Raw genomic sequence first — 13,140 nt, 5'->3', positions numbered from 1 at the left:
AGATGCATCCAGCCATCATGGGGTTGATTACCATCGTTGTGGGTGTCGGGGGGTGTATCGGCTACTTCTATTTCTCGAACATGCTGCTCGACAAGGTGCTGTTTCCGCCCAGCGGCCCGAACGCGGGGCGCAACATCAACCGGGCCAACATGATCCGGCCCTGGCTGTTTCTGTTTCCGGCACTCTTCGCGCTCGGCCTCTATCTCGCCTATCCGGTCTTTGCCACGCTCTGGCTGTCGCTGACCGACCGCGACCAGGGCGGCGCCTTCGTGGGCCTCGCGAATTACCGCCAGATGATGTCGGAAGACAAGTTCTGGGAGGCGATGCGCAACAACATGTTCTGGCTGGTGGTGGTGCCGGCGATGTCGACCGGGTTCGGCCTGTTGGCGGCGCAGCTCACCGACCGGATCTCCTGGGGCAATTTCGCCAAGTCGCTGATCTTCATGCCGATGGCGATCTCTTTTGTCGGCGCCTCGGTGATCTGGAAATTGATCTATGACACCCGCCCCGAAGGCACCGACCAGATCGGCGTGCTCAACGCGCTCTGGGTGTCGATGGGCGGCGCACCGCAGCAATGGCTGACGATCATCCCGTGGAACAACTTTCTGCTGATGATCGTGCTGGTCTGGATCCAGACCGGCTTTGCCATGGTGATCCTGTCGGCGGCGCTGCGCGGCATCCCCGAGGAAACCATCGAGGCGGCGATCATCGATGGCGCCAGCCCGACGCAGATCTTTTTCAAGATCAAGGTGCCGCAGATCATGCCGACCATCGTGGTGGTCTGGACGACGATCACGCTGGTGGTGCTCAAGGTCTTTGACATCGTGCTCGCCATGACCAACGGCCAGTGGGAGACACAGGTGCTGGCCAATTACATGTACGACAAGCTGTTCCGCGCCTTCGACTGGGGTGTCGGCTCGGCCTCGGCGATGGTGATCATGCTGCTGGTGACACCGATCCTGGTCTGGAACGTGCGCAATGCGCGCCGCGAAATGCGCTGAGGGGGCCACGTCATGGACAATATCGCAGGACAGAAATCGACCCTGACATGGGCCGTGCATATCTCGGTGCTGGTGCTGGTACTGGCATGGGTGTTTCCGACGCTGGGGCTGTTCGTCAGCTCGTTCCGCACCTCGGATCAGATCTCGTCGTCGGGCTGGTGGGCCTCGCTCACCACCCAGGAGCGGCAATTGCCTGCCATCCGCCTGTCGGGAGACGAGTTCCGGGACGCCGATCTCTACGTGATCGAGGGCAACCTCTTTCCCGAGAGCGAAAGCACGGTCACCGCATGGGGCACCTCGTCGCGGGCACCGGAGGCCTTTGAGGCGGGCCATACCGCCGATCTCGGCGACGGCGAGACGCTGAGCCTGGACGAAACAGGCAATTTCCGTCTTTCCGGGCCGGAAAGCTGGGACGGCAAGCGCCTGCCGCGGGTCTTTACCACCGCCTCCTCGCCGCCGGAATTTACCCTGGGCAATTATGTCAACGTGCTGACTTCGGACACCGCCGGGGCAGGGATCGGCCGCTCCTTCATCAACACGCTGACCGTGGCGATCCCGGCGACGGTGATCCCGATCCTTGTCGCCGCCTTTGCCGCCTATGCCCTGGCCTGGATGGATTTTCCCGGCCGCTCGCTGCTGATCGCGGCGGTGGTGGGGCTGCTGGTTGTGCCCTTGCAGCTTGCGCTGATCCCGCTGTTGCAGCTGCACAACCAGATCGGCATCGGCAAGGGCTATCTCGGGGTCTGGCTGGCGCATACCGGCTTTGGCCTGCCTTTGGCGATCTACCTGCTCAGAAACTACATGGTCGGCCTGCCGCGCGACATCATCGAAAACGCGCGGGTCGATGGCGCCTCGGAGTTTCAGATCTTCGTCAAGATCATCCTGCCGCTCAGTTTTCCGGCGCTGGCCTCCTTCGCCATCTTCCAGTTTCTCTGGACCTGGAACGACCTGCTGGTGGCGCTGGTCTTCCTCGGCACCGATGACGAGACGCTGGTGCTGACCGGCCGGCTCGTCAATCTGATGGGCTCGCGCGGCGGGCAGTGGGAAATCCTCGCGACATCGGCCTTCGTCTCGATCGTGGTGCCGCTGATCGTCTTCTTCGCAATGCAGAAATACCTCGTACGCGGCCTCCTGGCCGGATCGGTGAAATAATGAACCAACATACGGACATCGCTATGAAACCCTCTCGGGAACAGGATCAGGACTGGTGGCGCGGCGGGGTGATCTACCAGATCTATCCGCGCTCGTACCAGGACAGCAACGGCGACGGCATCGGCGATCTCAACGGTATCACCCAGCGCCTGCCGCATATCGCCTCGCTGGGGGTGGATGGCATCTGGATCTCGCCGTTCTTTACCTCGCCGATGAAGGATTTCGGCTATGACGTCGCCGATTACTGCGATGTCGATCCGATGTTCGGCACGCTGGCGGATTTCGACACGCTGATCGAGACGGCGCATGCGCTGGGTCTCAAGGTGATGATCGATCAGGTGCTGTCGCATTCCTCCGACCAGCATGCCTGGTTTCAGGAAAGCCGCGCCAGCCGCGACAATCCCAAGGCCGACTGGTATGTCTGGGCCGATCCCAAGGATGACGGCACGCCGCCGAACAACTGGCTGTCGATCTTCGGCGGCTCGGGCTGGCAATGGGACACGCGGCGCGAGCAATATTACCTGCACAATTTCCTGACGACGCAGCCCGACCTGAATTTCCACTGCCCGGCGGTGCAGGATGCGCTGCTCGAAACGGTGCGCTTCTGGCTGGACCGCGGGGTCGACGGGTTCCGCCTGGATACGATCAATTTCTACATCCACGACAAGCAGTTGCGCGACAACCCGCCGCTGCCGAAAGAAATGCGCAATGCCTCGATCGCGCCGTCGGTGAACCCCTACAATTATCAGCTTCACATCCATTCCAAGAACCAGCCCGAGAACCTCGAATTCCTGCAACGGTTCCGCGCGCTTCTGAACGAATATCCCGGCACCACCTCGGTGGGCGAGGTCGGCGATGCGCAGCGCGGGCTCGAGATCATGGGCGAATACACCTCGGGCGGCGACAAGGCGCATATGTGTTACGCCTTCGATTTCCTTTCGGGCAAGGATCTGACAGCGCAGCGGGTGGTCGACGTGCTGACCGCCGTCGATGCGGCGGCGCCGGATGGCTGGCCCTGCTGGGCGTTTTCCAATCACGACGTTCCGCGCCATGTCAGCCGCTGGGGGCTGACGCCGCAGGCCGCCAAGGCCTATGCCACGCTGATTCACTGCCTGCGCGGCTCGGTCTGTCTGTATCAGGGCGAGGAGCTGGGTCTGCCCGAGGCCGAAGTTGCCTTCGAGGACTTGCAGGATCCGTATGGCATCGAGTTCTGGCCCGAATTCAAGGGCCGGGACGGCTGCCGCACCCCGATGGTCTGGGACGGGGCGAACCGGAACGGCGGCTTTTCCGAGGGCACGCCCTGGCTGCCGGTGGGCCGCGGGCATTTTCAGCTGTCGGTGGCGGCGCAGGAGGACGCGCCGGAGGCGCTGTTGCACCATTACCGCAAGGCGCTGTCCTTCCGCCACAGCCACAAGGCGCTGATGAAAGGCGCCCATGGCAAGCTGCGCGCCGAGGGGGAGGTGCTGAGTTTCGAACGCAGCCATGCGGACGAGACGGTCTTCTGTGCCTTCAACCTGAGCGACACGCCGGCGGTGATCGACATGCCCGAGGGCGACTGGCGGCAGATCGGCGCCGAGCTTGGCGCGGCGGCGCCGCAGGCGGAGGGCAAGCTGCACCTGGGGCCGTGGCAATCTGCCTTGGCGCTTCACCACTAACGCCCGAAAGGAAACCGACCGATGGCCAATCTCAAGTTGACCGATGTGGAAAAGACCTATGCGGGCGCTGTCAACGTGCTCAACCACATCGACCTCGATATTCAGACCGGCGAACTGGTTGTCTTTGTCGGGCCGTCGGGCTGTGGCAAGTCCACGCTCTTGCGGATGATCGCCGGGCTGGAAAAGATCACCGGCGGCACGCTCAAGATCGACGGCCAGGTGGTCAATGACGTGCCCCCGAGCCAGCGCGGCATTGCCATGGTGTTCCAGTCCTATGCGCTTTATCCGCATATGACGGTGCGCGAGAACATGTCCTTTGCGCTCAGGATCGCCAAGAAGCCGCAGGCCGAGATCGACGCGGCGGTGGATCGCGCCGCCAAGCTGTTGCAGCTCGATGCCTATCTCGACCGGCTGCCCAAGGCGCTGTCGGGCGGCCAGCGGCAGCGGGTGGCGATTGGCCGCTCGATCGTGCGCGACCCCAAGGTCTATCTGTTCGACGAGCCGCTGTCGAACCTCGACGCCGCGCTGCGGGTGGCAACCCGGATCGAGATCGCCAAGCTCAAGGAGCAGATGCCCAATTCGACGATGATCTATGTCACCCACGATCAGGTGGAGGCGATGACGCTGGCCAGCCGGATCGTGGTGCTGGCCAACAAGGGCATTGCCCAGGTCGGCAGCCCGCTCGAGCTCTATGAACGGCCCAACAGCGAGTTCGTGGCGCAGTTTATCGGTTCGCCGGCCATGAACCTCCTGCCGGGGCAGGTGGTGGGCACCGGGGCGCAGACCCGGGTGCAGATGGCCGATGGCGGCATGGCGCTGTCGGATTACCCGACCCAGGAGGCCGACATGGGCATGATGGTCAATGTCGGTGTGCGGCCGGAGGATTTCGTCGAGACCGAGGACGCGGCGATCTTCGAGGGCAAGGTGGACATCATCGAGGCCCTGGGCGAGGTCACGCTGCTCTATTTCGAGAAGCAGGGCGCGGCCGATGCGGTGATCGGCAAGTTGCAGGGCATCCACACCGATGTGCGCGGCCAGGCGGTGCGGCTGACCGCCGATCCCGCCAAGGTGCATCTCTTTGCCAACGGGGTCTCGCTGCTCTATCGCTGAGCGCGGGGCCGGCGGGGCAGGGGGCGCTGCCCCCGGCCTGCGGCCTCCACCGAGGGTATTTCCGGCAAGAGGAAGCAGGCGCGGGGGCGTGCCGGGAAAAAGCGCTTGTGCCCGGAAGGCAACCCGTTTATACGCGCGCCACTAATCCGCAGGTGTGGGCGGGCCTTTCGGGGGAGACATCCCCGGGCGTCCACCGGTTGAAGCAAGAGCTTCTCACCCCGCACCGAGGCGTAAACCGGAAAGGAAAAGAAGCATGGCTCTTCCCGAGTTCTCCATGCGTCAGCTGCTTGAAGCTGGCGTTCACTTTGGCCACCAGACGCAACGCTGGAACCCCCGCATGGGCGAGTTCATCTATGGCGCGCGCAACGGCATCCACATCATGGACCTCACCCAGACCGTCCCGATGCTGGATCAGGCTCTGAACGTGATCCGCGAAACCGTCGCCAAGGGCGGCCGGGTTCTGTTTGTCGGCACCAAGCGCCAGGCGGCGCAACCGGTGGCGGACGCCGCCGAGCGCTGCGCGCAATATTACATGAACCACCGCTGGCTGGGCGGCACGCTCACCAACTGGAAAACCGTTTCGCAATCGATCAGCCGTCTGAAGAACATCGACGAGCAGATGGAAGGCGGCTTCGAAGGCCTCACCAAGAAAGAGCGCCTCGGCATGGAACGTGACCAGCAGAAGCTTCAGGCCTCGCTCGGCGGGATCCGCGAAATGGGCGGCGTGCCCGACCTGCTGTTTGTCATCGACGTCAAGAAAGAAGCGCTGGCCGTGGCCGAAGCCAACAAGCTGGGCATCCCGGTCGTGGCGATCGTCGACACCAACTGCTCGCCCGATGGCGTCGACTACATCATCCCCGGCAACGACGACGCGGCCCGGGCCATCGCGCTGTACTGCGACCTGGCCTCGCGCGCGGCGCTTGACGGCATGTCCGCCCAGCTCGGCGCCGCCGGTGTCGACATCGGCGCCATGGAAGAAGCCCCGGAAGAGGACGCCGTGACCGAGACCGCGGTCGGCGACGCCTCGACCGAGACCGCCAAGGACGACGCGATCGCCAAGGACGCGCCCTACGATCTCGACCAGCCGGAAGCCAAGACCGAGAAAGCCGACAGCTGAGCGTCACGCCAGCGTCACGCTTTTGAGACAGGAGGGGGCGGCCCGGGCTGCCCCCGGCCCCTAACTTTCCCGGCCGCTCCCGGCCCCGAACTTTCCGGGTTGCCCCCGGCCCAAATCTTTCAAGGAGAGCCAACATGGCGATTTCTGCCAAGCAGGTGAAAGAACTGCGCGAAATGACCGGCGCAGGCATGATGGACGCCAAGAAGGCGCTGACCGAGACCGACGGTGACATCGAAGCGGCGATCGACTGGCTGCGCACCAAGGGTTTGGCCAAGGCGGCCAAGAAATCCGGCCGTACCGCCGCCGAAGGCCTGGTGGCCGTGAATGTCGACGGTGGCACTGGTGTTGCCATCGAAGTGAACTCGGAAACCGACTTTGTCGGCAAGAACGCCGAATTCCAGGGCATGGTCTCCGATATCTCCAAGGCAGCGCTTGGCGCCTCGAGCCTGGATGAGCTGGCTGCTGCCGATCTGGGCGGCAAGACCGTGGCCGACACGATCACCGACAAGATCGCCACCATCGGCGAGAACATGTCGCTGCGCCGCATGGCGCGCCTCGAAGGCGCTTCGGTGGTGTCTTACGTGCACAATGCCGCCGCCCCCGGCATGGGCAAGATCGGTGTTCTGGTCGCGCTTTCGGGTGAGAACGACGCCTTTGGCAAGCAGGTCGCGATGCACATCGCGGCGGCCAACCCGGCGGCCCTGTCCGAAGCCGATCTCGACCCGGCCGTGGTCGAGAAAGAGCGTTCGGTGCAGATCGACATCGCCAAGGAATCGGGCAAGCCCGATGCCGTGATCGAAAAGATGATCGTCGGCCGGATGAAGAAATTCATGAGCGAAGTCACCCTGCTGGGCCAGGCCTTTGTCGTCGATCCCGACAAGACCGTTGCCGAAGCCGCCAAGGACGCAGGTGTCGAGATCACCGGCTATGTCCGTCTGGAAGTGGGCGAAGGCATCGAGAAGAAGGAAGAAGATTTCGCCGCCGAAGTGGCCAAGGCCGCTCAGGGCTGATCTTGTTCGGCCCCGCCGCGCGCGGGGCCACGCGCAGCATCGCTGCAAAAAAATGCGGAGCTGGCTGCGACGGCCAGCTCCGCTTTTTTACGGACCACCCCGGACTAATGGGGATGAGACGGTGCGGCCCGAGTGGCCGATTTGAGACGCGAAATTCGCCTCAAACCGACCTCCGGTTACCCGGGCAGAACAGCGGAGCCTAGAAATCACAAGGGGCGCTGTCCTGACGTTCCCTGGCTGAATTGCCACCACTCACGGAACGTCTTCAGAGTGCCCCATTTCCGCAGGGTAATGAAGTGGGGTTTTCCATACTAAGCGGAATCCGTCTCATTCAAATCGCTTTGGAACGTGAAAAAAACGTAAAGCGGTAAACGAGACCGACGGATCAGAGATCGAGAACGAACATCTGGTTCTGAAACGCGGCCTTGAGCACCGCCTGGGCCGTCGTCTCGACGTTAAGTGCCTCACGCGCAAGGCGAAGGTGTTTCTCTACCGTCGCGGCGGTGAGCCCCATCAACAGCGCGATGTCCTGGGTTGTCTTGCCATCGCCAACCCATTCGAGCGCCTCACGCTGGCGCGGGGTCAGCGGTTTGGGAAGGCCGATGAAGGGCAGGGTGAGAATCTTGAGATGGGCCACATTGTTCATCGTGATGATGTCGTCGCCATGTTCGGCCCAGATCGCATCGGCCTCGTCCTGGCTGATGCCGTTGCGCGCCGTCAGGGCAATCGCCCCTTTCGAACGCTGCGACACCGCCTTGAAGGAGATCGTGTAGCCGACGGTCACGCCCATCTTGCGATTGAACTCGACAACCGCCAGCTCGGCATCGCTCAGCGCGCCTTGCCGGGCGAGATCGTCCACCAGCCGCCAGCTCGAGACACCTTCGTGCCCCATGGCCCAACGGGTCATCGGTGCGTTCTTGTAGAGTTCGCCGCCCAGGAAGGCGTCGGTGTAGCTCGGATCGTGATTGGTCAGCAGAAGGAAATCGTTGGGATCGCCCAGCGAGGTCGCGGTGCGGTAATAGGTGAACCCGTAGAGCAGCCGGTCGAACCCGTAGTCCGCCATCTTGCGGCTGTGCATGTCCCACAGCGCTTCGATTGATGGCGCGTTGGTCAGATCCAACAGGTATCTGTTGCGGTTACGGCTCATTGGGCGGGCTCCTTCAGTGCCATCCGGAACTGGAAGCAGCGGGCCGGGCCGGACAGGCAACATAACAACTGTCTGATGAATTAGACAGCATCGGGCATTTCTGTCCAGAAAAATAGACGGGCAGGGGCCGGAGGCCGGCCCCGCCGTGATTAATCGACCATGCGCACCGCGCCGCGCGCGGCCGAGGTGGTCAGCGCCGCATAGGCCTTGAGCGCCGTCGAGATCTTGCGCTTGCGCGGCTGGGCTGGCTTCCAGCCTTCGGCCTCGCGGGTTTCGCGCCGCGCCGCCAGTTCGGCATCGTCGACCGCCAGGTGAATGGTGCGGTTCGGGATGTCGATCTCGATCTTGTCGCCCTGTTCGACCAGGCCGATGGTGCCGCCTTCGGCCGCTTCGGGCGAGACGTGGCCGATCGAAAGCCCCGAGGTGCCGCCGGAAAAGCGACCATCGGTCAGCAGGGCGCAATCCTTGCCCAGACCCTTGGATTTCAGATAGCTCGTCGGATAGAGCATTTCCTGCATGCCGGGGCCGCCGCGCGGGCCTTCATAGCGGATCACCACCACATCGCCGGCCTTGACCTTGCCGGTCAGGATGTCGCTGACCGCCTGGTCCTGGCTTTCGCAGACATAGGCGTTGCCGGTGAATTTCAGGATGCTGGCATCGACGCCGGCGGTTTTCACGATACAGCCGTCCTCGGCGATATTGCCGAACAGCACCGCAAGCCCGCCGTCCTGGCTGAAGGCATGTTCCTTCGATCGGATCACACCGCCTTGGCGGTCGGTGTCGAGATCCTTGAAGCGGTTCGACTGGCTGAAGGCCTGGGTCGTGCGCACGCCACCGGGCGCGGCCTTGAACAGCTGCTCGGCCTCGGGGTTGTTGGCGATCTTGATGTCCCAATGGCCAATCGCCTCGGCCATGGTCGAACTGTGCACGGTGCAGGTCTCGCCATGCAGGAGGTTCGCCCTGTAAAGCTCTCCGAGGATTGAGAAAATCCCGCCAGCGCGGTGCACGTCCTCCATGTGGACATTCTCGATATTGGGCGCCACCTTGCACAGGCACGGCACCTTGCGGCTCAGCCGGTCGATGTCCTGCATGGTAAAATCGACGCCGCCTTCATGGGCGATGGCCAGCAGGTGCAGCACCGTATTGGTCGATCCGCCCATGGCAATATCGAGGCTCATGGCGTTCTCAAACGCTTCGAACGTGGCAATCTCACGCGGGAGAAAGCCTTTTTCTTCAAGCTGATAGTGGCGCTTTGTGATCTCGACGATCTGGCGGCCGGCTTGCAGGAACAGGTTCTTTCGGTCGGCATGGGTGGCCAGGGTCGAGCCATTGCCCGGCAGCGCCAGGCCCAGCGCTTCGGCGAGGCAGTTCATCGAGTTGGCGGTGAACATGCCTGAGCAGCTGCCGCAGGTCGGGCAGGCGTTTTCCTCGATATGCTGGACCTGTTCGTCGGTCATCGTGTCCGAGGCCGCGGCGACCATGGCATCGACAAGGTCGATCTTCTTCATGTCGAGTTCTTCGATGTCGATCTTGCCGGCTTCCATCGGACCGCCAGAGACAAAGATCGCCGGGATGTTGAGCCGCATCGCGGCCATCAGCATGCCGGGGGTGATCTTGTCGCAGTTCGAGATGCAGACCATGGCATCGGCGCAATGGGCGTTGACCATGTACTCGACACTGTCGGCAATCACTTCGCGCGACGGCAGGCTGTAGAGCATGCCGTCGTGGCCCATGGCAATCCCGTCGTCGACGGCGATGGTGTTGAATTCCTTGGCAACGCCACCGGCGGTCTCGACCTCGCGGGCGACCATCTGGCCGAGGTCTTTGAGGTGCACGTGACCGGGCACGAACTGGGTAAAGGAGTTGACGATGGCGACGATCGGCTTGCCGAAATCATCGTCAGTCATGCCCGTTGCGCGCCAGAGCCCGCGCGCGCCGGCCATATTGCGTCCATGGGTCGAAGTTCTGGATCGGTAATGTGGCATATCGGCTTCCTTTTCCTTTGTGAACAGGAACAATATTCAGCCGGCAAAGGCAAGAGCGGCCTGGGCAAATCCCCGTGTTCGGTGGATGGATACTTGTCAAGTTTATACATAATACCGATTATACGAATATTGACCTGCCGCGATTCCACCCCCTTGATCCGCCCTTGATCGATGCCTTCCTCTCACTGTAGGCTTGGCTCAAGGACCACTCGGGAGTGTTTCCAGTGACCGGTTACCTCAAGAGATGCAGTGCCGCGCTTCTGACGGCGACGTTTCTGGCACCGCCCGCGGCGGCACTGGAGATTACCTCAGGCACGCTGGGTCTTTGCCAGGCCACGCTGCGCGGTGAGATTGCGCCCGGCGATGCCGACTTGCTCAGCACGCTGACGCTCGAGCAGCCGCTGCCCTGGCCATCGAACGAGGACGGACGCTGGAAGACGCTCTGCCTCGACAGCGCCGGCGGAGACTTCACCGAAAGCCTTCAGATTGCGCGATATCTGCTTGATAACAGGATCGGAACGGCGATTGCCGGAGATGCGGCCTGTACCGGCACCTGCGGCCTGATCTTCATGTTCGGCACCGCCGCCCAGGGTGCGGCGCCGGGGCTGACGCATCGTATTCTGCATGTCGGCGGCACATTGCGCTTTGACGCGCCCGAGATCGGCGATACCGCCACCAGCGATCTTCTTCTTGGCTTCTATGCCCTCGCGGCGCAACCACGTCCCGATGTGCCGCGGCCCTTCCTTGACGCCGATCTGGTGGCGGCGCTGCGCGGCGCGTCGGCAAATCTGACGATCGATACGGTAAACAAGGCTGGACGCTGGGATATCGGCCTCACGGGCTTCGATGCTCCGGCGTTATCGGATCGCGGCTTTTTCCATGCATGTCAGAATCTTACCGCATGGCCCTCACGTCTTGCGCAAAGTCAGGTCGCGTTCGAGCGCAACGATGATGTCTTTCAGCTTTCGGTCTCGAGCTGGACGGCGGGCGGCGCCGTGCGCGACCGCTACGAGCTGCAATTCGCCAGCGAGGACGTGCATGAATGCGCTGCCACCGTGACCGCCACAAGCGATGGCACGCCCTTGCCGCTGATCTGTGGCATAGATGGTTCCGAAAACACCGGCATCGGGCCCGAGGATTGCGGCGATCCGGACCTGATGTACCTCTGGGCGCCGATCCCCGCGCTGGCGATGGTGCCGGCTGACACCAGCCTGACCGCGCTAGCCGAAGGCCGGGCCCTGCCCGCCTCTGCCGACAATGGCCACTTGACAAGACCCACGCCCTGCCGGTCCATAGATGGTGAGGCAGAGGTTGTAAACGTCAACAATTACACATCCTTGCGCGCCGAACCTACGGTAGAGGCTGAAAAGATCGACGAGCTTCCCCTGGGCGCGACCTTTGCGATCGGCGACAGCTTTGCCGCCAATACCGATCATGACGATCACGCGGCTTGTGCCGCGCTCTGTGTTGCCGCCAATGCCGGCACGAGCTTCGACCGCGCGGCGCTTGCCACCTGCGTGGACGAGAACTGGATGTGGTGGGAGATCACCGGTCCCGCGGGCGAGACCGGTTTTGCCAGCGCCAAGTTCCTCGACTTTTGACTTCCTCGACTTTTGACGGGCCGGCACAGCGCGCCCGGCGGTGATCGCCGGGCCGTGGTTCAGAAAAACGCCTGAAGCCCGGTCTGTGCCCGTCCGAGGATCAGCGCATGCACGTCATGGGTGCCCTCGTAGGTGTTCACCGTCTCGAGGTTGACCATGTGGCGGATCACCTGGAATTCGCCGGAGATGCCGTTGCCGCCGTGCATGTCGCGGGCCAGACGCGCGATATCCAGCGCCTTGCCGCAGTTGTTGCGTTTGATCAGGCTGATCATCTCGGGCGCGGCATTGGCCTCGTCCATCAACCGTCCGACCTGAAGCGCGGCCTGAAGGCCGAGGGTGATCTCGGTCTGCATGTCGGCCAGCTTTTTCTGGAAAAGCTGGGTGCCGGCAATCGGCTTGCCGAACTGGCTGCGGTCGAGTCCGTAGCCCCGCGCCGCGTGCCAGCAGAACTCGGCCGCCCCCATGGCGCCCCAGGCAATGCCATAGCGCGCCCGGTTGAGGCAGCCGAACGGCCCCTTGAGGCCCGAGACATTGGGCAGAAGCGCGTCTTCGCCGACCTCGACACCATCAAGCACAATCTCGCCGGTGACCGAGGTGCGCAACGACAGCTTGTTGCCGATTTTCGGGGCCGAAAGCCCCTTGGCGCTTTTCTCGAGCACAAAGCCCTTGATCTTGCCGTCATGGGCATCGGATTTGGCCCAGACGACAAAGACATCGGCGATCGGCGCATTCGAAATCCACATTTTGGAGCCGGTCAGCCGATAGCCCCCGTCGATCTTCTGCGCCCGGGTCTTCATGCCGCCGGGGTCGGAGCCGGCGTCCGGCTCGGTCAGGCCGAAACAGCCGATCAGCTCGCCTTTTGCAAGCCCCGGCAGGTACTTGCGCCGTTGCTCCTCGGTGCCGTAGGCATAGATCGGATACATCACCAGACTGGATTGCACCGACATCATCGAACGATAGCCGCTGTCGATCCGCTCGATCTCGCGCGCGACGAGGCCGTAGGTCACATAGCCGGCGCCGATGCCGCCATAGGTCTCGGGGATGGTGGTGCCAAGCAGGCCCATCTCGCCCATCTCGGCAAAAAGCTCCGGCGCGACGGTCTCGTTTTCATAGGCGTCGATCACCCGTGGCGCGAGCTTCTCGTCGGCGTATGCGCGGGCGGCCTCGGCCACCATGCGCTCCTCCTCGGTAAGCTGATCTGACAGGCGCAGCGGATCGGACCAGTCGAACCGGCCAAGATCGGGCGCATCCTTGGGCTTCAGTGGGGTCACATCTAGTGCAGACATCGGCGGGCCTCCCGTAGTTCCCGGTGAATTGCGCAAAGAGTACCGCATCGCCGGGGAAGAAGGAAACCGCGATTTG

At 63.0% G+C, this 13,140-nt stretch carries 10 protein-coding genes; 7 read left to right on the top strand and 3 right to left on the bottom strand.

Annotation, left to right across the window (positions count from 1 at the left end):
* The first annotated feature begins 2 nt into the window (after positions 1-2).
* The 6 genes from BMW90_RS06475 (at position 3) to tsf (ending at position 7,045) form a co-directional block, all read left to right on the top strand.
* Positions 3-1,001, top strand: a complete 999-nt coding sequence (locus BMW90_RS06475; RefSeq protein WP_048531772.1) for a carbohydrate ABC transporter permease — start codon at positions 3-5, stop codon at positions 999-1,001.
* Positions 1,002-1,013: 12 nt separating this feature from the next.
* Positions 1,014-2,153 (top strand): carbohydrate ABC transporter permease, encoded by a 1,140-nt coding sequence (locus BMW90_RS06470; protein WP_074835657.1) that lies wholly within the window; start codon positions 1,014-1,016, stop codon positions 2,151-2,153.
* Positions 2,153-3,808 carry a beta-galactosidase BglA gene (gene bglA / locus BMW90_RS06465; RefSeq protein ID WP_074835655.1) on the top strand — a complete coding sequence of 552 codons (1,656 nt, stop codon included), beginning with the start codon at positions 2,153-2,155 and terminating at the stop codon, positions 3,806-3,808. Before BMW90_RS06470 ends, bglA begins: the two co-directional genes overlap by 1 nt.
* A 21-nt stretch (positions 3,809-3,829) precedes the next feature.
* Complete coding sequence (locus BMW90_RS06460; protein ID WP_074835654.1) at positions 3,830-4,918, top strand: ABC transporter ATP-binding protein; 1,089 nt, start codon at positions 3,830-3,832, stop codon at positions 4,916-4,918.
* 253 nt (positions 4,919-5,171) lie between these two features.
* Positions 5,172-6,035 (top strand): 30S ribosomal protein S2, encoded by an 864-nt coding sequence (rpsB, locus tag BMW90_RS06455; RefSeq protein ID WP_048531764.1) that lies wholly within the window; start codon positions 5,172-5,174, stop codon positions 6,033-6,035.
* Between the two features lie 134 nt (positions 6,036-6,169).
* On the top strand, positions 6,170-7,045 hold the full coding sequence (gene tsf, locus BMW90_RS06450; protein WP_074835652.1) for a translation elongation factor Ts: 876 nt from the start codon (positions 6,170-6,172) through the stop codon (positions 7,043-7,045).
* Between the two features lie 385 nt (positions 7,046-7,430).
* On the opposite strand, the gene BMW90_RS06445 is transcribed toward tsf, so the two are convergent.
* Positions 7,431-8,192 carry a LuxR family transcriptional regulator gene (locus BMW90_RS06445; RefSeq protein ID WP_048531760.1) on the bottom strand — a complete coding sequence of 254 codons (762 nt, stop codon included), beginning with the start codon at positions 8,190-8,192 and terminating at the stop codon, positions 7,431-7,433.
* A 149-nt stretch (positions 8,193-8,341) separates the two neighbouring features.
* On the bottom strand, positions 8,342-10,177 hold the full coding sequence (gene ilvD, locus BMW90_RS06440) for a dihydroxy-acid dehydratase (protein WP_074835651.1): 1,836 nt from the start codon (positions 10,175-10,177) through the stop codon (positions 8,342-8,344).
* A 224-nt stretch (positions 10,178-10,401) separates the two neighbouring features.
* Here ilvD and BMW90_RS06435 point away from each other — a divergent pair, with 224 nt between their 5' ends.
* Entirely contained in the window at positions 10,402-11,778 is a 1,377-nt protein-coding gene (locus BMW90_RS06435; protein ID WP_074835649.1) for a hypothetical protein, read from the top strand.
* Positions 11,779-11,837: 59 nt separating this feature from the next.
* Here the strand turns inward: BMW90_RS06435 and BMW90_RS06430 are convergent, their stop codons facing one another.
* A complete protein-coding gene (locus BMW90_RS06430) occupies positions 11,838-13,064 on the bottom strand; it encodes an acyl-CoA dehydrogenase (protein WP_074835648.1) in 1,227 nt (408 codons plus the stop codon).
* Between the last annotated feature and the right edge of the window lie 76 nt (positions 13,065-13,140).

Source organism: Marinovum algicola (assembly GCF_900109145.1).
Classification (GTDB): Bacteria; Pseudomonadota; Alphaproteobacteria; order Rhodobacterales; family Rhodobacteraceae; genus Marinovum; species Marinovum algicola.
This window is presented reverse-complemented; position numbering and strand designations above follow the sequence as displayed.

Bases quoted from the DNA above. Each gene is read 5' to 3' on its own strand.
- bglA (WP_074835655.1), top strand. From the start codon at position 2,153: ATGAACCAACATACGGACATCGCTATGAAACCCTCTCGGGAACAGGAT.
- BMW90_RS06445 (WP_048531760.1), bottom strand. From the start codon at position 8,192: ATGAGCCGTAACCGCAACAGATACCTGTTGGATCTGACCAACGCGCCA.
- tsf (WP_074835652.1), top strand. From the start codon at position 6,170: ATGGCGATTTCTGCCAAGCAGGTGAAAGAACTGCGCGAAATGACCGGC.
- rpsB (WP_048531764.1), top strand. From the start codon at position 5,172: ATGGCTCTTCCCGAGTTCTCCATGCGTCAGCTGCTTGAAGCTGGCGTT.
- BMW90_RS06430 (WP_074835648.1), bottom strand. From the start codon at position 13,064: ATGTCTGCACTAGATGTGACCCCACTGAAGCCCAAGGATGCGCCCGAT.
- BMW90_RS06460 (WP_074835654.1), top strand. From the start codon at position 3,830: ATGGCCAATCTCAAGTTGACCGATGTGGAAAAGACCTATGCGGGCGCT.
- BMW90_RS06470 (WP_074835657.1), top strand. From the start codon at position 1,014: ATGGACAATATCGCAGGACAGAAATCGACCCTGACATGGGCCGTGCAT.
- ilvD (WP_074835651.1), bottom strand. From the start codon at position 10,177: ATGCCACATTACCGATCCAGAACTTCGACCCATGGACGCAATATGGCC.
- BMW90_RS06475 (WP_048531772.1), top strand. From the start codon at position 3: ATGCATCCAGCCATCATGGGGTTGATTACCATCGTTGTGGGTGTCGGG.